28 protein-coding genes are annotated in these 26,892 nt (G+C 72.9%); 8 read left to right on the top strand and 20 right to left on the bottom strand.

What is annotated here, in order from left to right; genetic code table 11:
- Window position 1 precedes the first annotated feature (1 nt).
- From cbbX to ACFPZN_RS30665, 3 genes are read right to left on the bottom strand one after another with little or no spacing between them, the layout of a single operon-like run.
- Window positions 2-940 (bottom strand): CbbX protein, encoded by a 939-nt coding sequence (cbbX, locus tag ACFPZN_RS30675; protein WP_378285739.1) that lies wholly within the window; start codon window positions 938-940, stop codon window positions 2-4.
- A complete protein-coding gene (locus tag ACFPZN_RS30670; RefSeq protein ID WP_378285738.1) occupies window positions 937-1,356 on the bottom strand; it encodes a ribulose bisphosphate carboxylase small subunit in 420 nt (139 codons plus the stop codon). The genes cbbX and ACFPZN_RS30670 overlap by 4 nt, the downstream gene beginning before the upstream one ends.
- On the bottom strand, window positions 1,356-2,789 hold the full coding sequence (locus ACFPZN_RS30665; protein WP_378285737.1) for a form I ribulose bisphosphate carboxylase large subunit: 1,434 nt from the start codon (window positions 2,787-2,789) through the stop codon (window positions 1,356-1,358). The genes ACFPZN_RS30670 and ACFPZN_RS30665 overlap by 1 nt, the downstream gene beginning before the upstream one ends.
- 123 nt (window positions 2,790-2,912) lie before the next feature.
- On the opposite strand from ACFPZN_RS30665, the gene ACFPZN_RS30660 reads away from it, so the two are divergent.
- Window positions 2,913-3,803, top strand: a complete 891-nt coding sequence (locus ACFPZN_RS30660) for a LysR family transcriptional regulator (protein WP_378285736.1) — start codon at window positions 2,913-2,915, stop codon at window positions 3,801-3,803.
- Here the strand turns inward: ACFPZN_RS30660 and ACFPZN_RS30655 are convergent.
- Entirely contained in the window at window positions 3,800-3,976 is a 177-nt protein-coding gene (locus tag ACFPZN_RS30655) for a hypothetical protein (RefSeq protein WP_378285735.1), read from the bottom strand. The two genes, ACFPZN_RS30660 and ACFPZN_RS30655, sit on opposite strands and share 4 nt — an antisense overlap.
- A 136-nt stretch (window positions 3,977-4,112) precedes the next feature.
- Between ACFPZN_RS30655 and ACFPZN_RS30650 the strand changes: the two genes are divergently transcribed.
- Window positions 4,113-5,330: a saccharopine dehydrogenase family protein gene (locus tag ACFPZN_RS30650; RefSeq protein WP_378285734.1), complete on the top strand. Its 1,218-nt coding sequence runs from the start codon at window positions 4,113-4,115 to the stop codon at window positions 5,328-5,330.
- Here ACFPZN_RS30650 and ACFPZN_RS30645 read toward each other — a convergent pair.
- The gene (locus tag ACFPZN_RS30645; protein WP_378285733.1) at window positions 5,327-6,508 is read right to left on the bottom strand and encodes a sensor histidine kinase; all 1,182 of its coding nucleotides are present in this window, start codon (window positions 6,506-6,508) and stop codon (window positions 5,327-5,329) included. The two genes, ACFPZN_RS30650 and ACFPZN_RS30645, sit on opposite strands and share 4 nt — an antisense overlap.
- A complete protein-coding gene (locus tag ACFPZN_RS30640; protein ID WP_378285732.1) occupies window positions 6,505-7,161 on the bottom strand; it encodes a response regulator in 657 nt (218 codons plus the stop codon). Before ACFPZN_RS30640 ends, ACFPZN_RS30645 begins: the two co-directional genes overlap by 4 nt.
- 183 nt (window positions 7,162-7,344) lie before the next feature.
- Here ACFPZN_RS30640 and ACFPZN_RS30635 point away from each other — a divergent pair, with 183 nt between their 5' ends.
- Window positions 7,345-8,319 carry a phosphoribulokinase gene (locus tag ACFPZN_RS30635; RefSeq protein WP_378285731.1) on the top strand — a complete coding sequence of 325 codons (975 nt, stop codon included), beginning with the start codon at window positions 7,345-7,347 and terminating at the stop codon, window positions 8,317-8,319.
- Window positions 8,320-8,573: 254 nt separating this feature from the next.
- On the opposite strand, the gene ACFPZN_RS30630 is transcribed toward ACFPZN_RS30635, so the two are convergent.
- The 6 genes from ACFPZN_RS30630 to ACFPZN_RS30605 all read right to left on the bottom strand — a co-directional run bounded on the left by ACFPZN_RS30630 (window position 8,574) and on the right by ACFPZN_RS30605 (window position 12,227).
- Window positions 8,574-9,692: a potassium channel family protein gene (locus ACFPZN_RS30630; protein ID WP_378285730.1), complete on the bottom strand. Its 1,119-nt coding sequence runs from the start codon at window positions 9,690-9,692 to the stop codon at window positions 8,574-8,576.
- Between the two features lie 131 nt (window positions 9,693-9,823).
- Window positions 9,824-10,186 carry a hypothetical protein gene (locus tag ACFPZN_RS30625; RefSeq protein ID WP_378285729.1) on the bottom strand — a complete coding sequence of 121 codons (363 nt, stop codon included), beginning with the start codon at window positions 10,184-10,186 and terminating at the stop codon, window positions 9,824-9,826.
- 110 nt (window positions 10,187-10,296) lie between these two features.
- Window positions 10,297-10,755, bottom strand: coding sequence for a peroxiredoxin (locus ACFPZN_RS30620; RefSeq protein ID WP_378285728.1), 459 nt, complete (start codon window positions 10,753-10,755; stop codon window positions 10,297-10,299).
- A gap of 113 nt (window positions 10,756-10,868) precedes the next feature.
- The gene (locus ACFPZN_RS30615) at window positions 10,869-11,297 is read right to left on the bottom strand and encodes a DUF3052 domain-containing protein (protein WP_378285727.1); all 429 of its coding nucleotides are present in this window, start codon (window positions 11,295-11,297) and stop codon (window positions 10,869-10,871) included.
- A gap of 205 nt (window positions 11,298-11,502) precedes the next feature.
- Window positions 11,503-11,910, bottom strand: a complete 408-nt coding sequence (locus ACFPZN_RS30610; protein ID WP_378285726.1) for a secondary thiamine-phosphate synthase enzyme YjbQ — start codon at window positions 11,908-11,910, stop codon at window positions 11,503-11,505.
- A 92-nt stretch (window positions 11,911-12,002) separates the two neighbouring features.
- Entirely contained in the window at window positions 12,003-12,227 is a 225-nt protein-coding gene (locus tag ACFPZN_RS30605; protein WP_378285725.1) for a DUF1918 domain-containing protein, read from the bottom strand.
- Between the two features lie 334 nt (window positions 12,228-12,561).
- On the opposite strand from ACFPZN_RS30605, the gene aceE reads away from it, so the two are divergent.
- Together aceE and ACFPZN_RS30595 are read left to right on the top strand one after the other, a co-directional pair.
- Complete coding sequence (gene aceE / locus ACFPZN_RS30600) at window positions 12,562-15,345, top strand: pyruvate dehydrogenase (acetyl-transferring), homodimeric type (RefSeq protein WP_378285724.1); 2,784 nt, start codon at window positions 12,562-12,564, stop codon at window positions 15,343-15,345.
- Window positions 15,346-15,868: 523 nt separating this feature from the next.
- A complete protein-coding gene (locus ACFPZN_RS30595; RefSeq protein ID WP_378285723.1) occupies window positions 15,869-16,618 on the top strand; it encodes a hypothetical protein in 750 nt (249 codons plus the stop codon).
- Window positions 16,619-16,659: 41 nt separating this feature from the next.
- Here the strand turns inward: ACFPZN_RS30595 and ACFPZN_RS30590 are convergent, their stop codons facing one another.
- From ACFPZN_RS30590 to ACFPZN_RS30580, 3 genes are all read right to left on the bottom strand, one after another.
- Window positions 16,660-17,046 carry a VOC family protein gene (locus ACFPZN_RS30590; RefSeq protein ID WP_378285722.1) on the bottom strand — a complete coding sequence of 129 codons (387 nt, stop codon included), beginning with the start codon at window positions 17,044-17,046 and terminating at the stop codon, window positions 16,660-16,662.
- A 125-nt stretch (window positions 17,047-17,171) separates the two neighbouring features.
- Entirely contained in the window at window positions 17,172-17,891 is a 720-nt protein-coding gene (locus tag ACFPZN_RS30585; RefSeq protein WP_378285721.1) for a helix-turn-helix transcriptional regulator, read from the bottom strand.
- A 29-nt stretch (window positions 17,892-17,920) separates the two neighbouring features.
- Entirely contained in the window at window positions 17,921-18,871 is a 951-nt protein-coding gene (locus tag ACFPZN_RS30580; RefSeq protein ID WP_378285720.1) for an alpha/beta fold hydrolase, read from the bottom strand.
- A gap of 146 nt (window positions 18,872-19,017) precedes the next feature.
- On the opposite strand from ACFPZN_RS30580, the gene ACFPZN_RS30575 reads away from it, so the two are divergent.
- Both ACFPZN_RS30575 and ACFPZN_RS30570 read left to right on the top strand, forming a co-directional pair.
- Window positions 19,018-19,791: a 3-hydroxybutyrate dehydrogenase gene (locus ACFPZN_RS30575; protein WP_378285719.1), complete on the top strand. Its 774-nt coding sequence runs from the start codon at window positions 19,018-19,020 to the stop codon at window positions 19,789-19,791.
- A gap of 11 nt (window positions 19,792-19,802) precedes the next feature.
- Entirely contained in the window at window positions 19,803-21,683 is a 1,881-nt protein-coding gene (locus ACFPZN_RS30570; protein WP_378285718.1) for a helix-turn-helix domain-containing protein, read from the top strand.
- 53 nt (window positions 21,684-21,736) lie between these two features.
- On the opposite strand, the gene ACFPZN_RS30565 is transcribed toward ACFPZN_RS30570, so the two are convergent.
- Genes ACFPZN_RS30565 through ACFPZN_RS30545 form a run of 5 tightly spaced genes read right to left on the bottom strand, consistent with a single transcriptional unit; the run spans window position 21,737 to window position 26,312 of the window.
- Window positions 21,737-22,732, bottom strand: a complete 996-nt coding sequence (locus ACFPZN_RS30565; RefSeq protein WP_378285717.1) for a branched-chain amino acid ABC transporter permease — start codon at window positions 22,730-22,732, stop codon at window positions 21,737-21,739.
- Window positions 22,729-23,592, bottom strand: a complete 864-nt coding sequence (locus ACFPZN_RS30560; RefSeq protein ID WP_378285716.1) for a branched-chain amino acid ABC transporter permease — start codon at window positions 23,590-23,592, stop codon at window positions 22,729-22,731. The genes ACFPZN_RS30565 and ACFPZN_RS30560 overlap by 4 nt, the downstream gene beginning before the upstream one ends.
- A 9-nt stretch (window positions 23,593-23,601) precedes the next feature.
- Complete coding sequence (locus ACFPZN_RS30555) at window positions 23,602-24,840, bottom strand: ABC transporter substrate-binding protein (protein ID WP_378285715.1); 1,239 nt, start codon at window positions 24,838-24,840, stop codon at window positions 23,602-23,604.
- A gap of 13 nt (window positions 24,841-24,853) precedes the next feature.
- Complete coding sequence (locus ACFPZN_RS30550) at window positions 24,854-25,543, bottom strand: ABC transporter ATP-binding protein (RefSeq protein ID WP_378285714.1); 690 nt, start codon at window positions 25,541-25,543, stop codon at window positions 24,854-24,856.
- A complete protein-coding gene (locus ACFPZN_RS30545) occupies window positions 25,530-26,312 on the bottom strand; it encodes an ABC transporter ATP-binding protein (RefSeq protein ID WP_378285713.1) in 783 nt (260 codons plus the stop codon). Before ACFPZN_RS30545 ends, ACFPZN_RS30550 begins: the two co-directional genes overlap by 14 nt.
- A gap of 323 nt (window positions 26,313-26,635) precedes the next feature.
- Between ACFPZN_RS30545 and ACFPZN_RS30540 the strand changes: the two genes are divergently transcribed.
- A complete protein-coding gene (locus tag ACFPZN_RS30540; protein ID WP_378285712.1) occupies window positions 26,636-26,803 on the top strand; it encodes a hypothetical protein in 168 nt (55 codons plus the stop codon).
- Window positions 26,804-26,892 lie beyond the last annotated feature (89 nt).

Here is a 26,892-nt window from a genome sequence, read left to right as displayed (position 1 = left end):
GCTAGCGGGCGAAGACGCGGCTGGCCCGGAAGTCCTCGGGGCGCAGGGTGGTCAGGTCGTCCCGGGAGACCTCGCCGCCCCCCGCCATCAGGCGGTTCGCGTGCCGGAGGCGGGCCCGTTCGATGGCGTTGCGGACGGAGCGGGCGTTGGCGAAGCGGGGCTGGGCGCGGCGGCGTTCGAGATAGTCGCGGAAGACGGGTTCGGTGTCGGGGGCGAGGCGGTACCCCTCGCGGCGGGTCATGAGGCGGCCGATCTCCTCCAGTTCGGCGGGCTCGTAGTCGGGGAAGTCGATGTGGTGGGCGATGCGGGAGCTCATGCCGGGGTTGGACGAGAAGAAGGCGTCCATCCGGTCCTTGTAGCCGGCCAGGACGACGACCAGGTCGTCCCGCCGGTTCTCCATGATCTGGAGGAGGATCTCGATGGCCTCCTGGCCGTAGTCGCGCTCGTTCTCGGCCCGGTAGAGGTAGTAGGCCTCGTCGATGAACAGGACGCCGCCCATGGCGCGTTTGAGGACCTCCTTGGTCTTGGGGGCGGTGTGGCCGACGTACTGGCCGACCAGGTCGTCGCGGGTGACCGAGACCAGGTGGCCCTGGCGGACGTAGCCGAGGCGGTGGAGGAGTTCGGCGAGCCGGGTGGCGACGGTGGTCTTGCCGGTGCCGGGGCTCCCGGTGAAGCACATGTGGAGGTTGGGGCGGCCCGAGTCGATGCCGAAGCGGGCGCGGACGCGGTCGACCAGGAGCAGCGCGGCGATCTCCCGGATGCGGGTCTTGACCGGGGCCAGGCCGACCAGTTCGGAGTCCAGGGCGTCCAGGACCCCGTCGATGTGGGAGTCGGCGCGTTCGCGGGCCAGGTCGACCACGGCGTCGGGCGGGAGGGGTTCGGGGGCCTCCTCGCCGCCGTTCTCGGACGGGCGCATGCCGAATCCGGGGCGTTCGCTCATCGGTACCGTTCGCCCTGGGGGCGGTCGAGGGCGTAGGGGTGGACGCGGACGCGCACCCGGCGGTCCGAGGTCTCCTCGCGGTCCAGGCGGAAGCCGGGTTCTTCGGCGGGCCGCTGGACGATGAACGACAGGGCCGTGGTCTGCCTGCCGTAGCGGGCGTCGTAGGCGTTGAGGCGGATGTAGTGGCCGGGGTAGGCCCTGCGGCATTCGTTGACCTCGTAGAGGACGCCGGCGGGGTCGGTGAGGTCGAACATCGGCAGGCCCCACATCTCCCAGTAGGAGTTGCGCGGGTGGGGGTCGTCGGTGAACTCGATCGAGCAGGGCCAGCCGTTGCGCAGGGCGTAGGCGACCTGTGCGGTGATCTCCTCGTCGGTGAGGTCGGGCAGGTAGGAGAAGGTGCCTTGGGTGATACGCATTACAGACTCACAGGAGTGTCGAGGACGTCCGGGGTGTCGGTGGATTCGTAGGTGAAGGTGATGTCGCCCCAGGTGGCGAGGGCGACGTCGAGTTCGCGGCTGTGCTTGGCGGCGGCGCGGAGGATGTCGGGGCCCTCGGCGAGGTAGTCGCGGCCCTCGTTCCGGGCCTTGATCATCGCTTCGAGGGCGACGCGGTTGGCGGCGGCGCCCGCGGCGATGCCCATGGGGTGGCCGATGGTGCCGCCGCCGAACTGCAGGATGACGTCCTCGTCCAGGTAGTGCAGGAGCTGGTGCATCTGCCCGGCGTGGATGCCGCCGGACGCGACCGGCATGCAGCCGGGCAGCGAGGCCCATTCCTGGTCGAAGTAGAGGCCCTTGACCGGGTCGGCGGCGATCGTGTCGCGGCGGAGGGTGTCGTAGAAGCCGGCGACGCTGTTGGGGTCGCCCTCCAGCTTGCCGACGACCGTCCCGGCGTGGATGTGGTCGACGCCGGCCAGCCGCATCCACTTGGCGATGACGCGGAAGCTGACGCCGTGGTTCTTCTGCCGGGTGTAGGTGGAGTGCCCGGCGCGGTGCAGGTGCAGCAGGACGCCGTTGGCGCGGGCCCAGTGCGCCATCGACTGGATGGCGGTGTAGCCGATGGTCAGGTCGATCATGACGATGACGCTGCCGAGTTCCTTGGCGAACTCGGCGCGCTCGTACATCGCCTCCATCGTCCCGGCGGTGACGTTGAGGTAGTGGCCCTTGACCTCGCCGGTGGCGGCCTGCGCCTTGGTGACGCCCTCCATGCAGTAGAGGTAGCGGTCGCGCCAGCGCATGAAGGGCTGGGAGTTGATGTTCTCGTCGTCCTTGGTGAAGTCGAGGCCGCCGCGCAGGGCCTCGTACACGACGCGGCCGTAGTTGCGGGCCGACAGGCCGAGTTTGGGCTTGACGGTGGCGCCGAGCAGGGGGCGGCCGAACTTCCCGAGATGTTCGCGCTCCATGACGATGCCGTGCGCCGGGCCCTGGAAGGTCTTGACGTAGTGCGTCGGGATCCGCATGTCCTCCAGGCGCAGCGCCTTGAGGGCCTTGAAGCCGAAGACGTTCCCGATGATGGACGAGGTGAGGTTGGCGATCGACCCCTCCTCGAACAGGTCGAGGTCGTAGGCGATGTAGGCGATGAACTGGTTCTCCTGGCCGGGGACGGGCTCCACCCGGTAGCACTTGGCCTGGTAGTTCTCGTACGAGGTGAGCCGGTCGGTCCACACCACCGTCCAGGTGGCGGTGGACGACTCGCCCGCGACGGCCGCGCCCGCCTCCTCCGGGGGCACGCCGGGCTGCGGCGTGATCCGGAAGGCGGCCAGGATGTCGCTGTCCTTCGGCTGGTAGTCCGGGCGCCAGTAGCCCATCTCCGCGTACGGGATCACGCCCGCCGACCATCTGCCCGCGCTCATTCGTCCGCTCCTTGGTTCGCCGGTCGCTTGGCGGTTCGAGGGTGCCGCGCCCATACTTGCGATGTCCATCAAGTGTTCTGCGGTCATCATCAAGTGATCAGTTGATCGAGGAGGTCGGGCGGGGTGACGGAGGCGCGGCTGCGGACGTTCGTGGCGCTGGCCGACACCGGGTCGGTGCGGGAGGCGGCGCGGCGGCTGTACGTGACCGAGTCGGCGGTGTCGGCCTCGGTGGCGGCGCTGGGACGGGACCTGGGCGTCCCGCTCGTGCGGCGGGTGGGGCGCGGGGTCGCCCTGACCGAGGCGGGGACGGTGTACGCCGCGTACGCCCGCCGGGTCCTGGGGCTGCTCGACCAGGGCCGGGCGGCGGCGCGCGGGGCGGCCGATCCGGGGCGCGGCACGCTGCGGCTGGCGGCCGTGACGACCGCCGCCGACCAGGTCCTGCCGGGTCTGCTGGCGGGTTTCCGGGGACGGTGGCCGGGGGTGGAGCTGGCGCTGGAGGTGGGGCCCAGCCGGCGGGTGTGGGGCAGCCTGGGGGCGCACGAGGCGGATCTGGTGCTGGCCGGGCGTCCTCCGGCGGGGGCGGCGGCGACCGTGCTGGCGCGCCGTCCCAACGAGCTGGTGGTGGTGGCGGCGCCGGAGCTGGCGGCGGGGTTCGCGGAGGCCGTGACGCCGTGGGTGATGCGGGAGCCGGGGTCGGGCACGCGGGTCACGGCGGAGGCGTATCTGGCCGAGCGCGGAGTGGACCCGCCGAGCCTGGTGCTGGGGTCGAACGGCGCGGTGGTCGCGGGGGCGGCGGCCGGGCTGGGCGTGGCCCTGGTGTCGCGGGACGCGGTGGGCGCCGAGCTGGCGGCGGGCCGGCTGGTCGTGGTGGACGCGCCGGGGATGCCGCTGGACCGGCCGTGGCACGCGGTCTGCGGCCCGGAGCCCACGCCGACGACGCTGCTGTTCGTCCGGCATCTGCTGGACGCCCCCGGCTGGACCGCTCCAGAGGGAACCCCGCCGGAGAACCGCTAACCGGCCGAGGAGGCCATCCAGACGGCCAGGGCGAGCAGCAGCAGGCTGCCCGCGATCATGATCACTCCGGTCCGGCTCCAGCGCGCCGCCGAGCCCGGCCCGGCCGGCAGGAAGCGCGCCCAGCCCAGCAGCACCAGAGCGGCGATGCCCATCGCCGCGGCGCCAATCGTCACGTCGCCCTCCCCTGCCCCGCCCGTCGGACATCGTATGCGGGCTTGGGCGGAATGCCCCACATGCGCGTGGCGGGGACCCCACGGGTACGGCGACCGCGACAGAATCGGATTCAGTCCGACGCAAGGAGAGGTTGCCATGACCGCCGACGGCTCGCCCCACCGCCCCTACGACCCCGACCGCCCCTACGACATCGTCCTGTTCGGCGCCACCGGCTTCACCGGCGGGCTGACCGCCGAGTACCTGGCCGCGAACGCCGGCCCGGCCACCCGCTGGGCGCTGGCCGGACGCAACCCCGGCAAGCTGGAGGCGGTCCGCGCGCGGCTCGCCGCGATCGACCCGGCCCTCAAGGACCTGCCGCTGCTGCACGCCGACAGCACCGACTCCGCCTCCCTGGACGCCGTCGCCCGCGCCGCCCGCGTCGTGATCAGCACCGTCGGCCCGTACGAGAAGCACGGCGGGCCGCTGGTGGCCGCGTGCGCGCGGGCCGGCACCGACTACCTCGACCTGACCGGCGAGCCCACGTTCGTGGACCGGATGTACGTCCTCCACCACGAGGAGGCGCGGCGCACCGGGGCCAGGATCGTGCACGCCTGCGGCTTCGACTCCATCCCCTACGACCTCGGCGTGTACTACACCGTCCAGCGGCTGCCCGAGGGCGTGCCGCTGCACGTGGAGGGCTTCGTGCGGGCCAGCGCCCAGGTGTCCGGCGGCACCCTGCACTCGGCGATCGGGATCTTCTCGGACGTCCCCGGCATGCTGCGGGCCGAGCGCGAGCGGCGCCGGATCGAGCCCCGGCCGGAGGGCCGCCGGATCCGGGTCTCCGCGCGGCCCGTCCCGCGCACCCGCGTCGGGGACGGCTGGACGCTGCCGATGTCGACCCTGGACCCGCGGATCGTGGCGCGCTCGGCCGCCGCGCTCGACCGCTACGGCCCCGACTTCAGCTACGGCCAGTACGTCGCCGTCAAACACCTGGCCACCGCCGCGGGCCTGGCCGGCGGGCTCGGCGCCGTCATCGGGCTGGCGCAGCTGCCGCCCACCCGGTCGCTGCTGCTGCGGCTGGCCACCGCGCCCGGCGAGGGCCCCTCGGCGGAACGGCGCGCGCGGAACTGGTTCAGCGTGAAGTTCGCCGGCGAGGGCGGCGGCGAACGGGTCGTCACCGAGGTCGCGGGCGGCGACCCCGGCTACGGCGAGACGGCCAAGATGCTGGCCGAGTCGGCGCTGTGCCTGGCCCACGACGACCTTCCCGCGACCTCCGGGCAGGTCACCACCGCCGTCGCCATGGGCGACGCGCTCATCGGACGGCTCGACCGCGCCGGGCTGACCTTCCGCGTCCTGGAACCCCCGGCCCGTTAGGAGCGCGGCACCGGGATCACGGCCTCGACGGTCGTGCCGACGCCCCTGCGGCTGCTGACGATCACCCGTCCGCCCAGCAGCTCGGCGCGCTCGGCCATGCCGCGCAGCCCGTAGGAATCGGGACGGCGGCCCGGCCCCCGGCCGCCGCCGCGCGAGGCGTACACGTCCTGGATCGAGAAACCGACGCCGTCGTCCTTGACCACCAGCCGCACCCGCTCGCGGTCGTGCTCCAGCAGCAGGTCCACGTAGGACGCGGACGCGTGCCGCACGCAGTTGCCGACGGCCTCCTGCGCGATCCGGTACAGCGCGGTCTGGACGTGGTCGGGCAGCGCGTCCTCCAGCTCCCCCGACACGGCCACGGTCACGTCCAGCCCGTCGCCGCGCGGCGGCGGGCCGCCGACCTCCCGGGCGAGGGTGGCCAGCGCCGCGGACAGGCCGAGGTCGTCCAGCACCGGCGGCCGCAGCCCGCCGATCGCGGCGCGGGTCTCGGCGGCGGCCAGCTCGCACAGCTCCCGCGCGTGCCGGATCTGCCGGCGCGCCTCGGGATGGTGGTCGGGCAGCGCGCCCTCGGCCGCCGACAGGTGGAAGCCCAGCCCGGCGAGCCGCTGCGCGATGCCGTCGTGGATCTCCCGGCTGAGCCGCGACCGCTCGGCCTCCTGGACCTCCACGGCCCGTTCCGCGAACCGCTCGGCGGCGTGCTCGCGCTCCTGCGCGGCGCGCAGCCGGCGGCACGAGCACAGCACCGGCGCGAACAGCTCGGCCAGCGCGGTCACCAGCACCACGTCCTCGGGCAGGCAGCGCCCGGCGGACCGCACGTCCACCACCGCGATCGTGGACCGGCCGCTGTGCACGGGCACCGCCACGCCCCGGCCGTCGGCGTGCACGCGGGTGCGGCCGTGCGCGGCGGCCCAGCCGACGTCGCCCTCCCCCAGCGGCACCGGCGGCCCGCCCGGCCCCCGGAGGGCCCGCTCGTCCTCGTCGAGGACGTACACGTCGCAGAACGCCAGCTCGCGGGACGAGCGCACGACCAGCCCGGCCAGTTCCGCGGCCATCTCCGGCAGGGCGCGGTCGGAGCAGGCGACGGTCACGATCCGCACCAGCAGGTCGCGCCCGCGCCCGGCCAGCAGTTCCAGCGGCCCCGGCACGGCGGCGCCCGCCTCCGCCCCGGCGGCGGTCACCGGAACAACCCCTCGCGCAGGGCGACGGCGATCGCCGCCGACCGGTCGGTCACCTCCAGCTTGCGGTACAGCGCCCGCAGATGGCTCTTGACCGTCTCCTCGCTGAGCACCAGCCGCGAGGCGATCGCCTTGTTCGACAGCCCGCCGACCAGCAGCGACAGCACCTCGCTCTCGCGCTGGGTGAGGCCCCGGTTGGCGCCGGGCCAGAACTCGCCGCGGGTGAGGCGGGCGGCGGTGACCGCCATCCGGCCCGCCAGGGTCGGGTCGACGACGGTCTCCCCCTGGGTGACCTCCTCCAGGCGGCGGACCAGCTCCGAGCCGTCCACCCGCTTGAGCAGGTAGCCGCCGGCGCCGGCGCGCAGGGCCTCGAAGACGTACTGCTCGTCGTCGTACACCGACAGGAACACCACCCGGGCCTCGGGCACCCGGGTGGTGATCACCCGGCACAGGTCCAGCCCGCTCTCCTGGCCGAGCCGCACGTCCAGCAGGACCACGTCGGGACGGAGGCCGGTGACCAGCCGGGTGGCCTCGTCGGAGGTGCCGGCCTGCCCGACGACGCGCACGCGTCCCGCGAAACCGGCCAGCATCGCCTGCAGGCCGGCGAGGATCATCTCGTGGTCGTCGACGAGGACGACGCGCACAGGGGGGCCCATTCCGGCACGATAACAACCGGAAGCTACTCGCCAGTAGGCCCCTCCGGCCAGTAGTCGACAGGTAGCCGGGCAGACTGTGCCGGCGTCTCACCCCCGGACTCACCTGATTGGGGGACGCACCAGCCCGGCGGCCGCCCTAGCGTCCTTCACGACAACGCGAACCCCGCCGGACGGAGGACACAGGTGCCCCATCGGATCGTGCACATGCTCCGGGCGCGCGGGTCGGGCCGGCGCCCGGTCATGCTCGCCATCGCCGGGGACAGCGCCGCGGGCAAGACGACACTGACCAGGGGGCTCGTGCAGTGTCTCGGGGCGGACCGGATGACCGCGGTCTGCGTGGACGACTACCACCGCTACGACCGGGCCGAGCGCAGGGACAAGCCCTTCACGGCGCTGCACCCCGACTGCAACCACGTCGACATCATGGAGCAGCACCTGCAACTGCTGTCCATGGGCGAGCCGATCCTCAAACCCGTGTACGACCACGCGACCGGGGCTCTGGTGCGCCCCGAACTGGTGGAGCCCCGCGACTTCGTGATCGTGGAGGGGCTGCTGCCGCTGCACACCCGGCTGGCCCGCGCCTGCTTCGACATCACCGTCTACCTGGACCCGCCCGAACGGCTGCGGCACGCGTGGAAGGTGCGCCGCGACTGCGAGAAGCGCGGCTACACCCCTGAGCAGGTCGCGGCCGAACTGGCCCGGCGGGAGCCCGAGAGCGCCGCCTACATCCGTCCCCAGCGCAGGTGGGCCGACATCGTCGTCCGGTTCGCGCCCGTCGCCGAACGGCACGACCCGCCGGACACGCCGCTCTCGGCCGAGCTGCTGCTGCGTCCCACCATCGACCACCCCGAGCTCGGCGGGGTCGTCGGCGAGGCCGACCCGGGCGGCGGCGAGACCGCCATGCACCTGCGGCTCCACCGCGACACCGACGGCCGCCCCGTGGACGCCCTGCACGTCCACGGCTACGTCTCCCCCGACGAGTCGCAGGTGGTCAAGAAGGCCATCTGGGAACGGCTCGGACCCCGCGCCGGCAACGGCGCCCTGGACCCCGGCGCGCTCGGGCGCTTCGGCGAGAACGGCACCAGCGACCCCCTCGCCATCACCCAGCTGCTGCTCCTCTACCACCTGCTCGACGCCGACCGCCGCCAGGCCGCCTGACGGCGCCCGCGGCCCGAAGACCCGCCGGGCGGTGGTGAAACGCCGGCTCCACGCCGTCCACGGCGGCGACCCGCCACCGCCCGGCGCCCGGACTCCCCGCACGGGGAGCGTCCGGATCCCCGATTCCGCGGACGCGCGGGGAGGCCCCGGTCCTGCCCTTCCGGGCCGCGCGACCGCGGCGAGCCAGGAGGACACCTCGGTGGGCGCCAGAGGTGCCCTCCTGGCTCACCCCCTCGGAACCCGTCTCCCGGCGCTCAATCCTGTATGGCCTGTATGGCCTGTATGGCCTGTACGGCGCCCACGACCGTCCCCTCGGACAGCTCGTGCCAGGGGATCTCCGGCCGGTCCGGCGCCACCACCGCCAGCGACTGCCCGCCCCGGACGGTGTCCCCGGGCTCGGCGGCCAGCCGGAACCTGGCGTTGGGCCGGTGCGAGTCCCCCACGGCCAGCAGCGTGCTGCCCCGCCGCAGCAGGAAGATCGCCAGCTCCAGCCGGGGCCACTCGCCCGCCCCCTCGGGCACGTCCACCCGGAACAGCGTCGAGTCGGTGTCCAGCGTGCTGGCCAGGTTGTGGTAGATCGAGGCGATCCCGGGATTGCGGATCGCGACCGCGACCACCGCGGGATCGTCCAGGTCCACCGGCTCGATCCCGCCGCCGATCAGATCCAGCGCCTCGGTGATCTCCGCGCGGCGCCCGCCGTCGTGCACCCCGGCCAGCAGATGGACCGGCGCGCCGCCGTGCCGCCGCAGGTAGGCGTTGACGCCGAGCATCACCCGGACGGTCTCGTCGTCGTTGCGCCCCGCGACCAGGACGGTCCGGGCGTCCTCCAGCCGGGCCCGCTCGTAGGCGGTGTCGTCGAAGAGCACGACGTCGTACAGCTCGGGGTCGGGGTTGTCGCCCGGCAGTTGCTCCTGCCAGAAGACGGTGGCCACCGGGGTCTTGGCGTACTCGGAATCGGCGCGCAGCTGGCCGATGATCGCGCGCAGCCCGTCCCGCTCGTAGCCGATGATCACGATGTGCCGGCGGTGGTGCAGCCGGGCCCGCCCGTTGGCCTTCATCGTCCTGCCCTTCGCCATCCAGAGGGTCAGCTCCGCGAACAGCATCAGCCCGGCGGTCAGCCCGGCCACGATGACGACCGCGCCGCCGATCCGGCCGCCGGCGGTCTCCGGGTACAGGTCGCCGTAGCCGGTGGTGGTGCCGCTGACGAAGAAGTACCAGAGGTAGTGCGGCGGGTCCCTGATCTCGGCGCCGGGCTTCTCGAACGCGGCGATGAGCAGCCAGCCGAGCACCGCGGCCGCCAGCAGCACCAGGGCGGGCGCGCGCCAGGCCCGGGCGGCGATCCGGTGGACCACGCGCATGACGAGGAACGGCATCGTCGGACCCCCCGTCGCTCGCTCGCGGATGTGCGTCGCAGCGTGGCACCCGACAAATAAGACGTCAACCCCCAGAACGGCCGACACCGGCCGGACCCCACCGATCGCCCGAATCGCCCGGCCTCGGGCTCTCAGGCGCCCGGCGACCGCTTGAAGAAGCGGGTCAGCGCCGCGGCCACCTCCTCCGACAGGCCGGTATCGGCCGGATGGGCGCCCGAGGGCACGAGATCGCCGGCGGGCGACGCCTCGCCCGCCGCGTCGTCCCGTACCGCCTCGCGGGTGTGGCCGCAGTCGCGGCACTCGATCTCGCCGAGCCGGCAGCCCAGCGCCACCGATCCGCACGCGTCGCAGTGGTCGAGCGGGGCCGAGCCGTCGTGGGCGGCCTGGCAGCCGGGGCAGATCAGCACCTGCCGGTCGGCGCGGACCCCGCGCTTCCACGGGCTCGCGCCGCGCACGGGGTCGGTCTGCCGCGCCCCGCATCGGAAGCAGGGCATCACACCTCCAGGGGTGCGGGGGCCGGAGGCCCGCCGCCGCCTGCCCGCCGGGCGCCCGGACAAGGGCGCGCGGCGGGCACGGGCGGTCAGGCGGGCCGGCCCGGAATCACTCAGAGTCCGGCGAGCGCCTTGCGGTACTCGTCGAGGTCCCGCGCGTCGGGAATGGCGTTGACGACCTTCCAGCGCACGACGCCCCCGGTGTCGATGACGAAGGTGCCGCGCAGCGCCAGCCCCTTCTCCTCGTCGAAGACCCCGTACGCCTGCGCGGTGCCGCCGTGCGGCCAGAAGTCCGCCAGCAGCGGGAACTGGTACTTCTCCTGGTCGGACCAGGCGCGCAGCGCGAACATCGAGTCGACCGACACCGCGAGCACCTGGACGTCGTCCCCGCCGAGCGTGGGCAGCTCGTCGCGGATCGCGCAGAGCTCACCCGTGCAGACGCCGCTGAACGCAAGCGGATAGAACACCAGGACCACGTTCTTCCGGCCCCGGAAATCCGACAGCTTCACCGGGGTGCCGTGCTGGTCCTTCAGCTCGAAGTCCGGTGCGACGTCGCCTACCTCAACCGCCATGCCTCTCCCGCGGGTCGATTCCCCCGCTCGCCTGCGGGGGTGGAGTTCGTCCTACGGGGGCCAGTCTGCCATCCCGCCCCGTCGGGGCGGCGGGCGGCAAGGACCTCAAGAATTCACTTGTGGCCCTTGGGGGCGACCAGGCGGGTGCCCGACCACTCCCTGGCGGCGCTGACGCTGCTGGTCTGGGCCAGACCCGCCGTCTGGGCGGCCTCGCCGATGTCGCTCGGCTCCACGTGGCCGTCCCGGCCCGCCTTGGGCGTCAGGAGCCAGATGTGGCCGCCACCGGTCAGGGGCACCATCGCGTTGGTGAGCTCGTCGAAGAGGTCACCGTCCTCTTCACGCCACCACAGCAGCACGACGTCGACCACGTCCTCGTAGTCTTCATCGACCAGCTCGTTCCCGGTGACGGCCTCGACGGAGTTGCGGAGCTCCTCGTCGACGTCGTCATCGAAGCCGATCTCCTGCACCACCTGGCCCGCCTTGAGGCCGAGCCGTTCGGCCAGGCTGCGCTCAGACTGCGCCTGACCCGCGGTCGCGCTCACGAAAGTCCTCCCATGGTCGGTAGTCCGCCAGTTGCGATTCCGTGCCGCCCTGGTGGCGACCCCTCCGCACTGGTTCGGGTTTTGCGGGACAGTCCACACAAGTAGACGGCCCCAGCGCAAGTGTCTGCCCGGCTTTTGGTGGCCTCATGGGACCGATTACGGCTTCGGTGGTCAATGGACACCTGCCGAGCGTAACAACGCGGGCTCATCCCGCGAGAAACGTCAACCGTACCTGACGGTCGGGGTTGTCGAGATTCAGATCCACCAGAGCCACCGACTGCCACGTGCCCAGGGCGAGCCGTCCGCCCAGCACGGGCACCGTTGCGTACGGCGGGACCAGCGCGGGCATCACGTGCGACCGGCCGTGGCCCCGGGAGCCGTGCGCGTGCCGCCAGCGGTCGTCGGCCGGCAGCAGATCGCCCAGCGCCGCCAGCAGGTCGTCGTCGCTGCCCGCCCCCAGCTCGATGATCGCGATGCCGGCGGTGGCGTGCGGCACGAAGACGTGCAGCAGCCCGTCGCCGCCCCGCGAGGCGGCGAAACGCTCGCACTCGCCCGTGATGTCGTGCACGACCTCCCGCTTCCCGGTGGCCACCTGGACCACGGTGCTCTCCATGCCTCCAGGTGTACCCCATCCGGGCCGTGGTCGCGCGGAGGCGGGCCCGCGAGCGCGAGCGGCGCCCCGGCGGGCTCCGGGGCCCTACCGGCTCACCGGGCGCCCTCGCGGGCGCGCTCCCCGGCACGGTGCTCATGGGGCCCCTCGACGACCGCGTCGGGCCCCGGGAAGACCAGGCAGGTGTGGCCGTCGTCGAAACGGACCATGTAGGGCGGTCCGCCCGACGGGCCGCGGACCTCGACGATCTCACCGGACCTGTCGGGCTGTCCGACGGTGTTGCCGTGCACGTGCAGCCGATCTCCGATCGATGCGTTCATCACTCCCCCAGGCGCGTGCGGCCGCGGCCGGTTCCGCGACCGCTCCGGGCATGGCGCCGTCCGCTGTTCCCAGCGCGTACGGTTCCAGCTTCGTACGTCTTCCGTGCCTCGTCGAGGGGGCCGTCAAACCCGGTCCGAGCTGCGCGTTCACGGTCCGGGCACTCCCGGTGACCGGCCACAATGGTTACTGGTTGGTAGAGATGCGTTAGCCGAAATAAACGGCGACGATGGGATCACGATCCACCACGGCCGACAGCCGTGCACGAGGCCGCCGCCGGCTCACCGGGCGGGCGCCGGGCTCACCAGAGAAGACGGTAAGCGCAGAGGGGACCCCGTGGCTTCCGGACGTCAACGCTATTCGATCATCAGTGACGGGCTGCCGAGCCAGCTGCCGGACATCAACCCGGACGAGACCCGGGAGTGGCTGGAGTCGCTCGACACGGTGATCAAGACCGAGGGCCGCAGCCGGGCACGCTATGTGATGCTCAGGCTGCTGGAGCGTGCCCGCGAGCAACAGGTCGGGGTGCCCGGCCTGCGCAGCACCGATTTCATCAACACCATCCCGCCGGAGAGGGAGCCCTGGTTCCCCGGCGACGAGCACATCGAACGGCGGATCCGGGCCTACATCCGGTGGAACGCGGCGATCATGGTGTCCCGCGCCAACCGCCCCGAACTGGGCGTCGGCGGCCACATCGCCACCTACGCCTCGGCCGCCTCCCTCTACGAGGTCGGCTTCAACCACTTCTTCCGCGGCAAGGACCACGGCGAGTCCGGCGACCAGGTCTTCCTCCAGGGCCACGCCGCCCCGGGCATCTACGCCCGCGCCTACCTGGAGGGCCGCCTCCCGCAGGACAAGCTGGACGGCTTCCGGCAGGAGATGTCCCATCCGGGCGGCGGGCTGTCGTCCTACCCGCACCCGCGGCTGATGCCGGACTTCTGGGAGTTCCCCACGGTGTCCATGGGCCTCACCGCGATCGACTCGATCTACCAGGCCCGCTTCAACCGCTACCTCTACAACCGCAAGATCAAGGACACCTCGCGGTCGCACGTGTGGGCGTTCCTGGGCGACGGCGAGATGGGCGAGCCCGAGTCGCTGGGCGCCATCGGCCTGGCCGCCCGCGAGGAGCTGGACAACCTCACCTTCGTCGTCAACTGCAACCTGCAGCAGCTCGACGGCCCGGTGCGCGGCAACGGCAAGATCATCCAGGAGCTGGAGTCGTACTTCCGCGGCGCCGGCTGGAACGTGATCAAGGTGGTGTGGGGCCGCGACTGGGACCCGCTGCTGGCCCAGGACGCCGACGGCGTGCTGGTCAACAAGATGAACACCACGCCCGACGGCCAGTTCCAGACCTACACCGTCGAGTCCGGCGCCTACATCCGCGACCACTTCTTCGGCGACGACCCGCGGCTGCGCAAGATGGTCGAGCACCTGTCCGACGACGACCTGCGCAAGCTCTCGCGCGGCGGGCACGACTACCGCAAGGTGTACGCGGCGTTCAAGGCCGCCCGCGAGCACGTCGGCCAGCCGACCGTCATCCTCGCCCACACCATCAAGGGCTGGACGCTGGGCCCCGACTTCGAGGCCCGCAACGCCACCCACCAGATGAAGAAGCTCACCAAGGCCGAGCTGAAGGAGTTCCGCGACCGGCTCTACCTCGACATCCCGGACTCGGCGCTGGAGCAGCCGCTGCCGCCGTACTACCACCCGGGCGAGGACTCCGACGAGATCGAGTACATGCGCGAGCGACGCGCCGCGCTGGGCGGGTTCCTGCCCAAGCGGGTGGTGCGGGCCAAGGCGCTCAAACTGCCCGGCGACCCGGTGTACGCGGAGCTGAAGAAGGGCTCGGGCAAGCAGAACGTCGCCACCACCATGGCGTTCGTCCGGCTGCTCAAGGACCTGATCAAGGACGAGAACATCGGCGCCCGGTTCGTCCCGATCGCTCCGGACGAGTACCGGACGTTCGGCATGGACTCGCTGTTCCCCACGTCCAAGATCTACGCCCCGCACGGGCAGACCTACGAGGGCGTCGACCGCAAGCTGCTGCTCGCCTACAAGGAGTCCGAGCAGGGCCAGATGCTGCACGAGGGCATCAGCGAGGCCGGCTCGATGGCCTCGGCCATCGCCGCGGGCACCGCGTACGCCACGCACGGCGAGCACATGATCCCGGTCTACATCTTCTACTCGATGTTCGGGTTCCAGCGGACCGGCGACCAGATGTGGGCGCTCGGCGACCAGATGGGCCGCGGCTTCCTGCTCGGCGCCACCGCGGGCCGCACCACCCTCACCGGTGAGGGCCTCCAGCACGCCGACGGGCACTCGCCGCTCATCGCGGCCACCAACCCGGCGTGCGTGCACTACGACCCGACCTGGGCGTTCGAGCTGGCGCACATCGTGCAGGACGCGCTGCGCCGGATGTACGGCTCGTCCGAGGAGCACCCGCAGGGCGAGAGCATCTTCTACTACCTGACGATCTACAACGAGCCGTACCAGCAGACCCCCGAGCCGGAGGGCCTCGACGTGCAGGGCCTCCTCAAGGGGCTCTACCGGCTGCGTCCGGCCCCCGAGACCGAGAACGGCCAGGCGCCCAAGGCCCAGATCATGGCCTCCGGCGTGGCGGGCCGCTGGGCCCTGGAGGCGCAGCGGCAGCTGGCCGAGGAGTGGGGCGTGGCCGCCGACGTGTGGTCGGCCACCTCGTGGAACGAGCTGGCCCGCGAGGCCCAGGCGTGCGACGAGTGGAACCTGCTGCACCCCGACGCCGAGGAGCGCGTCCCGTACGTCACCCGCGCCCTGGAGAACGCGCCCGGCCCGATCGTGGCGGTGTCGGACTTCATGCGGGCCGTACCGGACCAGATCGCGCCGTGGGTGACCGCGGACTACTCCTCGCTCGGCACCGACGGGTTCGGGTTCTCCGACACCCGCGCCGCCGCGCGCCGGGCGTTCCACGTGGACGCGGCGTCGATCACGCTGGCCGTGCTCACCCGGCTGGCCCGGCAGGGCGAGGTCAAGCCGGAGAGGCTGCAGCAGGCGATCGAGCGCTACCAGCTGAACGCCGACGTCAGCACCGTGTTCGCGGGCGGCGTGGGCTCGGCCGAGAGCAACACCGGCGGTGACGCCTGACCCGACCCGCGCACCGCTGAGCCCGCGCACCGCCGGGCGGCCGTGATCACGGAGGTGTAGGCCGTGATGACGCCGCGACGCGGGAACCTTCCCGCACTCCGGCGGCGGGCCGTCAGACCCCGCGCATGGGGGCTTCCGGGGCTCCCCAACGGTCCCGGAAGCCCCCACCCTCGTCTCTGGGACCTCCACGGGACGCTGCCAGCCCCCCAGGGCCCCTGGGAGCGCCCCCAGAGCCTGGGAGCCGCCCCGGAGCCTTGGAGCGGCCCCAAAGCCTTAGGCGGCCCCGGAGCCTTGGGACGGTTCCGGAGCTTGGGAGCGGCCCCGGAGCCTGGGAGCGGCCCCGGAACCTGAGGCGGTCGCGGAGCCTTGGGACAGTCGCGGAGTCTTGGAGCGGTTGCGGAGCCCCGAACTGCCCCTGAGCCTGGGGCGGTCCCGGGGGTTGAGGGTCCCGGTGGTTGGGGGCTTCTCAGGGTGTTGGGGGAACCGGGTGGCGTGGCGGGTGGGCGCGCGGTTGCATGGGCCGATGACCACCAGTGCGGGGGCGCCGGGCGAGGGGCGCATGCGGTTGCGGGCGCTGGCGCGTGCGGTGCCCGGGTCGCGCGGCCCGTGCCGGGTGCTGGAGCCGCGCGGGGCTCCGCACGGGCTGTGGGTCTGCCCGCCGTCGTCCGGCAACCTCGGGCTGATCGTGGGCTCGCGGGCCGGGCTGCTGCATCTGGGCGCCTGGTTCCGGATGGCCGCGATCAGTCCGCGCAGCCTCGTGCACCTGCCCGTCGGCGGGGCGCGGCCCGAGGGGATCCCGTGGTACGGCCCGCCCGAGGGTTCGGCCGATCTGGTGATCGTGCGTTCGGACCTCGGGCTGCGGCCGTCGGCCTGGCCGGGGGTCAGGCGGCGGCTGCCCGCCGGCCGTCCCGTCACCCTCCGCCCGCCTCCGCCCCGCGATCCGGCGGACGGGCGCCCCGGGCCTCCGCACGGCGGTCTCGCCTTGGCCGAGCCCGGGCGGGCGCTGCTGGTCAGCGGGCCCGCGGCGCTGCTGCTGCACACCGGCGACGTGATCAGCGCCGCCGGGGAGTGGATCGCCTCCGACCGGGACGTCCACCGCCACGGCTGGTCGCTGGTCGATTCGCTGACCGGCCTGCTCCGCGACGGCGGCCCCGCCCCGCGGCACCCGGAGCTGGACGTGGTCGGCGCCGACCCCCTCTTCCACAAGAGCCTCCGCCGCAAGCGCGCACACGCGAGGGGAGCCCTCACAAGCGCCGACCGGCGCGCCGGCTGATCGGCCGCCCCGGCGCGGAGGAGCGTCCGCCGGTGAGCCGGTCAGGCGGGGACGGGCGGGGGCGTGAACACGCCGAAGCGGTTGCCGGCCGGGTCGTGCAGGTAGGCGAAGACCAGGCCGCTGGCGGCGGTCGTGGGCTCCACCGCGACCTTGCCGCCGAGTTTCTCCGCCTGGGCGCAGGCGGCCTTCACGTCCTTGACCAGCACCAGGAACATCGCGTGGTTCTCGGCGCCGCCGGCGGTGTGGGCGATGCCGCCGCTGGGGGCCGTGGAGCCCGGGTAGCCGATCAGGTCGTAGCCGTCGGAGTCCGGGTCGAGGGTGAACTTCCAGCCGAACAGGCCGCCGTAGAAGCTCTGGGCTCCCTCGGAGTCGTCGGTGCCGATCTGGAACCAGCTGACGGTGTCGTACGCGGGGGCCTCCATGGCCATCACTGCCTCCGTGTCGTGGGTCGCGCGTCCGCGTCGTGCGGCGCGGGCACCACGATCCGGGAGGGGCGCGACAACCCCATGTCGGCGTTTCCGAACAGATTTTCGAACGAGTCCCGTTTCCGGGGTCAGACGAACTCCAGGGGCCGCATCACGTAGTCGGGCGGCGAGCCTCCGCCGCAGTCCTCCAGACGGCGCTCGGGGGCGACCTCGTCGAGCAGCCACGCCCGCCGCACCCGGTCGATCCGGAACACCCGGGAGTCGTCGCGCAACCGGCACCAGCCGAACAGGTACCAGCCCCTGGACGCGCCGGTGAAGGCGACCGGCTCGACCTCCCGCTCGGTCTCGGCGCCGTCGCGGTCGACGTAGGTCAGCCGCACCACCCGGCGGGCCGACATCGCCTCCTCCAGGACGGCGGGCACGGTCGCGGGCCGGGCGCCGGGCTCGGCGGCGGAGGGGTCGGCCAGGAACCGGATCCGGCCCGCCAGCTCGCGCGCGGTCGCGCCGTCGGCCGCCGACATCGCGGTGACGATCTTGTGCAGCGCGGTGCGGGCGGACCGGGCGAACGGCGAGCCGCCCGCCCGGCCCAGCACGATCGCGATCGCGACGGCCTCGGCGGGGGTGAAGTTGAGCGGCGGCAGCGTGCGGCTCTTGTCGAGGGTGTAGCCGCCGTTGCGGCCCACGTCGGCGAAGATCGGCACGCCGGCCTCCTGCAGCGCGCCGATGTCGCGCTCGATCGTCCGCACGCTCACCTCGTAGCGGGCGGCCAGCTCGCGCGCGCTGACCCGGCGCGGCGCCCGGGCCCGCAGCTCCTCCACCAAGGCGTACAGCCGGTCGGTACGGTTCACCCGGCGACCGTACGCCGCGCCTCCGACATTCAGAGGCCGCGCAGGAAGCCGATCACGGCCTCGTTCACCTCGCCGGGGCGCTCCTGCTGCGTCCAGTGGCCGCATCCGGCCAGCCACACCGTGTCGCGGAGGTTCGGGACGAAGTCGGCGAGCCGGTCGACCGCCCTCCGCGCGCCGCCCACCACCACCGGGTCGCGGTCGCCGGCGATGAAGAGCGCGGGCGGGGTGACCGGGGCGCGGTGCCAGGCGGCGGTGAGCTCCCAGTTGCGGTCGAGGTTGCGGTACCAGTTGAGGGGCCCGGTGAAGCCCGCGGTCTCGTACTCCCGCACGTAGGTGGCGATGTCCTCCTCGGTGAGCCAGTCCGGGAGCTCCTTCGGCTCGCGGCTCGCGTCGAGGAACCCGCCGCCGTCCGGGACGACCGGCAGCCCGCTCGGCTCGCCGGGCTCGGTGGCCGCCATCCGCCGGAACATCGCGCTCCGGTCCTGGTCGAACTCCGCCTCGGGCACGCCGGGCTGCTGGAAGTAGACCATGTAGAAGCCGTCGCCGAACGCCTCCCGCATCGCCTGCACCGGCGGCCGGGAGCTGCGCGGCCGGTGCGGCACCGACATGCCGATGACGCCGCGGACCCGTTCGGGACGGAACTGCGCGGCGGCCCAGGCGACGGGCGCGCCCCAGTCGTGTCCGGCGACGACCGCCTGCTCCTCGCCGAGCGCGTCGATCAGGCCGACCACGTCGCCGACCAGGTGGTGCATCGTGTACTGCGCGGGGTCGGCGGGGCCGCCCGTGCGGGCGTAGCCGCGCTGGTCGGGGGCCACCGCGTGGTAGCCGGCCTCGGCCAGCGCGACGAGCTGGTGGCGCCACGAGTACCAGCATTCGGGGAAGCCGTGCAGGAGCAGGACCAGCGGCCCGGACCCGGCCTCCGCGACGTGCATCCGCAGGCCGCTGGTGGACTCGACGAAACGGTGGGCGATCTCGGTCATGGGGGACACCTCCGCGTTCGCGGACGATCGATGAGCCTCCGACGCTAGCGCCCCCGCCCGACGCGGCGGCGACCCACATGGGACAGGGCCGGATTGTGTCGATCCACTCCATAGGTGGGCGGGCTCACGCTCCGTAAGTTCGGCGCATGACACCCCACACGGATGCCCGCCCGGACCTCTCCGGGCGCACCGCCCTGGTCACCGGCGCCGCGGGCGGTATCGGACTGGCCTGCGCGCGCCGTCTCGCGTCCGCCGGGGCCCATGTGGTGGTGGCCGACATAAGGTCGGACGCCGCGGCGGAGGCCGCCGCCAAGATCGGCGGCACCGCCCGGGCCGCCGATCTGGCCGACCTGGACGCGGCCGAGGCGCTGGGCCGCGACTGCGGCGCCGACATCCTGGTCAACAACGCCGGGTTCCAGCATGTGGCGCCGCTGGAGGAGTTCCCGCCGGAGGTCTTCTCGCGGATCATGCGGACGATGGTGGAGGCGCCGTTCCGGCTGGTCCGGGCGAGCCTGCCGGGCATGTACGGGCGGGGCTGGGGGCGGATCGTCAACATCTCCTCGGTGCACGGGCTGCGGGCCTCGCCGTACAAGGCGGCGTACGTGGCGGCCAAGCACGCCCTCGAAGGGCTGTCCAAGGTGATCGCGCTGGAGGGCGCCGAGCACGGGGTCACGTCCAACTGCGTGTGCCCCGCCTACGTCCGGACCCCGCTGGTGGAGGGGCAGATCGAGGACCAGGCGCGGGTGCACGGGATGTCGGCGGAGGCCGTGACCGCCGAGGTGCTGCTGGCCAAGGCCGCGGTGAAGCGGCTGATCGAGCCCGACGAGGTGGCGGAACTGGTCGCCTACCTGTGCGCGCCGCCCGCCGCGATGATCACCGGGGCGTCGCTGTCGCTCGACGGGGGGTGGACCGCGCATTGACAATGTCCCGCATGACCTGCACCGTCTTCCTCGAACTGCTGGCCCGGGAGGCGTCCCCCGTCGAGTTCGAGGGGCCGCTGGTGGAGGCGCGCGCGGCCGGCGCGGCGCCCGAGGCCCTGGCCGAACTGGAGGCCGCCAAGCTCGCCGCCCTCCGGGTGCGCACCATCATGCGCCGGCACGCGCGGCGGGAGGCCGAGCTGGCCGCGCTGTTCGACACCGCCGGCGACCTGGCCGGGCTGCGCGACCACGACGCGGTCCTGGAGGCGATCGTCCGCCGCGCCCGGCGCCTCCTGAACGCCGACATCGCCTACATGACGCTGAACGACGACGAGCGCGGCGACACCTACATGCGGGTGACCGACGGGTCGGTGTCGGCGGCGTTCCGGCGGCTGCGGCTGCCGATGGGCGCGGGCCTGGGCGGGCTCGTCGCGCAGACCGCGATGCCCTACACCAGCGCCCACTACCTGCACGACCCGCAGTTCCGGCACCGCGACTTCATCGACGACGCGGTGGCCGAGGAGGCGCTGGTGGCGATCCTCGGCGTGCCGATGCGGCTGGGCAGCCGGGTGATCGGCGTGCTGTACGCGGCCAACCGCAGCGAGCGCCCGTTCGACCCGGAGGAGGCGGTGCTGCTCGGCTCGCTGGCCGCGCACGCCGCCGTCGCGATCGACAACGCCCGCCTGCTGGAGGAGACCCGGACGGCGCTGGAGGAGCTGAGCGCGGCCAACGAGGTCGTGCAGGCGCGCAGCGCGGCGGTGGAGCGGGCCGCGCAGGCGCACGACCGGATGACCGCGCTGGTGGTGCGGGGCGGCGGCGCCGAGGACGTGGCGGCGGTCGTCACCGAGATCCTCGGCGGCACTCTGCACGTCCTGGACGCCGAGGGCCGCTCCCTGGCCACCTCCGGCGCCCCGGCGCCGCTGGACGGCGACGAGCTGTCGGGGGTGCTGGCCGCCGCGTACTCGGCCCGCGCGCAGGGCCGCACGGTCCGGCGCGGCGACCTGTGGATCGCGTCGGTCTCCACCGGCGACGAGGTGCTGGGCACGCTGGTGCTGCGCACCCGCGAGGAGGTCTCCGACGCCGACCAGCGCATCCTGGAGCGCGCCGCGCTGGTCACGGCGCTGCTGATGCTGCTGCGGCGCAGCGTGACCGAGGCCGAGGGGCGGGTGCGCGGCGAGCTGCTGGACGACCTGCTGGCCGGGCGGGCCACCGACACCGAGGCGCTGAAGGCCCGTGCGCACCGGGTGAACGTGGATCTCGAGGCGCCGCACGTGGTGCTGTCGGCCCGCTGCGCCTCACCCGAGCACCGCGGGCGCGCGGCGTTCTGGGCGTCCTCGCACGCCGCCGTGGCGCGCGGCCTGGCGGCGGCGCGCGGCGAGGAGATCGTGCTGCTGCTGCCGGGGGACCGTCCCGGGGACGCGGCCCGCCGGGTCGCCAAGGAGCTGGGCGCGTCGCTGAACGCCCCGGCCACGGTCGGCGCCGCCGGCCCGGTCCGCGCCCCGGACGCGATCGTCTCCGCGCACGCCGAGGCGCAGCGCTGCGCGGAGGCGCTGCTGGCGCTGGGCCGCACCGGCGACGGCGCGGGCGCGACCGAGCTGGGCTTCGTGGGCCTGCTGATCGGCGAGGGCCGCGACGTCGGCGGCTTCCTCACCGGCGCCCTGGGCCCGGTCCTGGAGTACGACGCCCGCCGCGGCACCACCCTCGTCCGCACCCTGGAGGACTACTTCGGCACCGGCTGCAGCCTGTCGAAGACCGCCGAGCGCCTGCACATCCACGTCAACACCGTCACCCAGCGCCTCGACCGCGTGGCCCGCCTCCTCGGCGACGACTGGCAGGCCCCCGACCGCACCCTGGAGATCCAGCTGGCCCTGCGCCTCCACCGCCTCCGCCGCTAGGCAGACGACGGGCCCGCCGGTAGCGGGCCCGTCGTCAGGTAGGGGTTCGGCGGTCAGGTTCGGGCGTCCACCGTCGTGCGTTCGGGGGTGGAGGGGGCTTCGGGGCGGCGGCGGGACGGGCGGGTGGTCAGGAGGTGGCGGGCGGTGCCCCAGATGCCCCGGCGGAAGAGGAGCACGACGGCGATGAAGATGGAGCCGGTGACGATGCCGATCTCCTGGAAGCCCGCGGTGGCGAGGTAGTCGTGCAGCTGGACGATCAGGGCCGCCCCCACCACCGCTCCCCACAGGGTGCCGATGCCGCCCAGGACGACCATCATCACGGCCTGGCCCGAGGTCGTCCAGTAGACCTCCTGCAGGGAGGCGAAGCCGTGGCTGATGGCGAACAGTCCTCCGGCTATGCCGGACAGGGCGGCGGACAGGACGAAGGCGAGCAGCTTGTAGCGGTCCACGGGGTAGCCGAGGGCGCGGGCGCGCGCGGGGTTGTCGCGGATGGACACCAGGACGCGCCCGAACGGTGACCGGACGATGCGCCAGGCCGCGAAGAGCCCGAACAGCACGAAGGGCAGGCCCGCGTAGTAGAAGAAGAACGGGTCGGACAGGTCGAGCCCGAAGAACTCACGCGGGATGCCCTGCAGGCCGTTCTCTCCCCCGGTGACGTCCCGCCACTGGTTGGCGACGAAGTACAGCATCTGGGCGAAGGCCAGGGTGACCATGGCGAAGTAGATGCCGCTCAGCCGTACCGAGAGGAAGCCGATCGGAACCGCGAGCAGGGCGGCGAACACGGCGCCGCCAAGGATGGCCAGCGGGAACGGCAGGCCGGAGTGCAGGGCGATGAGGCCGGTGCAGTACGCCGACCCGCCCCAGAAGGCGGCGTGCCCGAACGACAGCAGCCCGGTGAAGCCGAGCAGCAGGTCCACGGCCGCGGCGAACAGCGCCCAGCAGGCGATGTCCAGGGCGACCGGCGGATACACCATCCAGGGGAGGGCGAGGGCGGCGAAGAGGCCGAGGGCCAGCAGGACCGGGCGTCCGGCAAGCTTGGAGAGGATCAACGGAACGCCTCCTCGCGTCCGAACAGGCCGGCCGGGCGCCACAGCAGGACGACGGCCATGAGGATGAACACCAGCGTCTGGGAGAGCGCGGGGACGTACAGGTTGCCCAGCGCCGACACCAGCCCGACGGCGAAGCCGGCGGCGACCGAGCCGAACACCGAGCCGAGCCCGCCGATGACCACGACCGCGAACACGGTGATGATCAGGTCGGCGCCCATCAGCGGGTTGACCGCGCGCATCGGCGCGGCCAGCACCCCGGCGAACCCGGCCAGGGCGATCCCGAAGCCGAAGACGGGGGTGACCCAGCGGCCGACGTCGATGCCGAGGGCGCGGGTGAGCTCGGGCCGCTCGGTGGCGGCGCGGACGATCATCCCGACCCGGGTGCGGGTGAGGACGACCCAGACCGCGCCGCACACCACGGCCGACACGGCCAGCACGAACACCTGGTACGCGGGGTAGCTGAAGGCCACCAGGTCGATCGAGCCGCTCAGCGCGGACGGGCGGGGGTAGGGCTGGGATTGCACGCCGTACTGCCGCTTGACCAGGTCCTGCAGGATCAGCGCCAGCCCGAAGGTGAACAGGAAGTTGTAGAGGGGGTCCAGGGGCGTGAGCCGCCGGATGAACAGCCTCTCCAGGACGACCCCCACGACCCCCAGCACGACCGGGACCAGCAGCAGGGCGAGCCAGAAGTTCACGCCGAAGGAGTCGAGGAGCACGAACGCCCCGAAGGCGCCGAGCATGTAGAACGCGCCGTGGGCGAAGTTGACGACGCCGAGCATGCCGAAGATGACGGCGAGGCCGAGGGCGAGCAGGGCGTAGAACGCCCCGCCCACCAGCCCGTTGAACGCCTGCTGGAGCATGCCGGCCGCCTACAGCTTGCAGGCCGGGTCGGGCTGCGGCTGGAACGCCTCCGACGCCGGGATGGTCTTGAGGATCCGCTGGTAGTCCCAGGGCTCCTTGACCTCGCTGGACGGCTTCACCTGCGCGAGGTAGGCGTCGTGCAGGAGCAGGTGGTCCTGGGCGCGGATGGTGCCGTTGCGGGCGAAGACGTCCTCGACCTTGCGGCCCTCGAGCTGCTTGACGACGTCGTCGGAGGCGTCGGTGCCGCCGCGCTGCACGGCCTCCAGGTACTGGAGGGCGGCCGAGTAGTTGGCGGCGTGCACGGAGGTGGGACGCTTGCCCGTCTTGGCCTGGAACTTGTCGGCCCAGGCGCGGTTCTGCGGGTTGGCGTTCCAGTACCAGGCGTCGGTGAAGCGGGTCCCGGCCATGGCGTCGGGGCCGAGGGAGTGGATGTCGGTGAGGAACATCAGGCCCGCGGCGAGCTGCACGCCCTTGTCCTTGAGCTTGTACTCGTTGTACTGCTTCACCAGGTTGACGAGGTCACCGCCGGCCTGCATGGTGCCGAGCACCTGCGGCTTGGGGTTGAGGCCCGGCGCCTTGAGGAGGAAGGTCGAGAAGTTGTCGTTGGGGAACGGCGCCGGATCGGCCTTGACCACCTGGCCGCCCGCCGCCTGCACGGCCGCGGTGAACGTCTTGTTCATGTCCTGCCCGAACGCGTAGTCCGGGTAGACGATGTACCAGTTCTTGGCGCCGTCCCGGGTGACGGCCGTGCCGGTGCCGTGCGCCAGCATGTAGGAGTTGTAGCCGTAGTGGAAGGTGTACTTGTTGCACTGCTTGCCTTCCAGCTCGGTCGTCGCGGCGCCCACGTCGATGAAGATCTTCTTCTTGTTCTTGGCGACGTTGGCGACGGCGAGCGCGGCCGAGGAGGTCGGCACGTCCAGGATCATGTCGGCGCGCTGCCGGTCGTACAGCTCCTGGGCCTTGGTGTTGGCGACGTCGGGCTTGTTCTGGTGGTCGGCGGAGACGACCTCGACCTCCTTGGCCGCGGCCTTGTCCCCGTACTTGGCCTTGTAGTCGGCGACGGCCATCCGCACGGCCTCGATGCTGTTGCGGCCGGACAGGTCGGCGTAGATGGCGGTCTGGTCGTTGAGCACGGCCAGCACCACCTTGCCGTCGCTGATCTTCCCTCCGCCGCCGCCCGGTCCCCCCGCGCAGCCGGCCAGCAGCACTCCCGCGGCGGCGAGGCCGCCCCAGCCCATGAGTCTCATCGGGGTTCTCCTCTTAGATTCCGAGATAGTCGAGCAGCTCGTGTTCGCGCTCGCGGACCTCGTCGTTGTCCAGCGACTCGACGATCCGGCCCTCGGCGAGCAGGTAGTGGCGGTCGGCGACGGTGGCGGCGAAGTGGACGTTCTGCTCGATCAGCAGGACGGTGACCCCGGCGGCCTTGACCTCGCGCAGGATGTCGCCGATCTGGGCGACGATCAGCGGCGACAGGCCCTCGGTGGGCTCGTCGCACAGCAGCAGCCGGGCGCCCATGCGCAGCACCCGGGCGAGGGCGAGCATCTGCTGCTCGCCGCCGGAGAGTTTGGTGCCGGGGAAGCGGCGGCGTTCACGCAGGCGGGGGAACGCCTCGTACACCCGCTCCAGAGACCACGGCTCCGGCCCCGTCTCCGGCGGCAGGAGCAGGTTCTCCTCCACGGAGAGGGTGGCGTAGATGCCGCGGTCGTCGGGGACGTAGCCGAGGCCGCGCCGGGCCCTGCGGTGCGGGCCGAGCGCGGTGATGTCCTCGTCCAGGAAGGAGACCGTGCCGGACGCGGGGTGCAGGCCCATCAGGCAGCGCAGCAGCGTGGTCTTGCCCGCGCCGTTGCGGCCGACCAGCGTGACGATCTCGCCTTTGCCGACCTCCAGCGACACCTCGCGCAGCGCCTGCGCCTCGCCGTACCAGGACGACAGTCCGTCAACGCGCAGCATGGGAGTCTCCGAGGTAGGCGGTGATGACGCGCGGGTCGTGGCGGATCTCGGCGTAGGGCCCCTCGGCCAGGACGGCGCCGTGCTGGAGCACGGTCACCTTGTCGGCGAGGCTGGCGACGACGTTCATGTTGTGCTCGACCAGGACGACGGTGCGGCCGGTGCGGATCCGGCGGACGAGCTCGATGGTGCGGTCGACGTCCTCCACGCCCATTCCGGCGGTCGGCTCGTCCAGGAGCAGCACCTTGGGGTCGAGTGCCAGTGCGAGGGCCAGCTCCAGCGCGCGCTTGCGCCCGTACGAGAGGGACCCGGCGGGGATGTCGCCGTGCTCGTCCAGCCCCACCTGGTCGAGGAGCTCGGAAGCGCGCGCGGCGAACCGGCCCAGCGCCTTGTCCGAGCGCCAGAACCGCCAGCCGAGTCCGGTGCCGCTCGCCAGTGCCAGCTCCACGTGCCGGCGCGGCGTCATCTCCGCGAACAGGCTGGTGATCTGGAACGAGCGGGCCACGCCCAGGCGCGCGATCGCCTCGGGGGCGCGCCCGGCCAGCTCGCGCCGGCCCTCCAGGACGACGCTGCCCGAGGTGGGCCGCAGAAAGCCGGTGAGCAGGTTGAACAGCGTGGTCTTGCCGGCGCCGTTCGGGCCCACGAGCGCGTGCACGTCGCCTTCCGCGACGTCGAGGTCCACGCCGTCCACGGCGCGGAACCCCCGGAACTCCCTGACCAGTCCCCGCGCCGCCAGAACGGGGGCCGGGGCGTCCCCGCGTTCCTCTGCCATGCGCCCTCCTCGGGTCCGTGAGGTGACCCGGACCACATCCGGGACGCCGTGACCGTGAACGCTAGGTCGCGCAAGGTGACCCGGCCATGTGACCGGTCCACACATTCGGACGGCTCGATACGGATGTGAGCCACACCACATCCCGGGCGTCCTGGGCGCCCATGCCGTGACCTGCGGGCATGTGGACGGTGCGGCGGGGGTGCCCGCACCGGCATGGGGGCGCCGCCCACAGCGGCCGCGCCGAGAGTGGCGCCCGCACACGTGGCCGGGCCGGTGGCCGGTCCTGAACGATGGCGGGATCCCCCACCCCCCGGGAGCGTCGAATGCCCACCCTCCGCGGAACGACCGCCGCAGCCGCGGCGCTGACCGCCGTCCTGGCGCCCTTCCCACCGGCCGCCGCCGCGTCCGCGCACGCCGCCGGCGGCGACGTGACCATCTCCGACTGGGTGCTGGCCAAGGGGTGCGAACTGTTCGCCTGTGAGGTCGGTTAAGTGAACATGCGGGCAATCCAAGTGATCCGGCTTGACGGTTTGTGCTGGTCCCTGTACTTTCAGTAGCGCAATCTGGGACGCCGGGTTCG

Source organism: Actinomadura rugatobispora, assembly GCF_042656285.1.
Lineage (GTDB): Bacteria > Actinomycetota > Actinomycetes > Streptosporangiales > Streptosporangiaceae > Spirillospora > Spirillospora rugatobispora.
The sequence above is the reverse complement of the archived record's forward strand: the minus strand, read 5'-3'. Positions and strand labels throughout refer to the sequence as shown.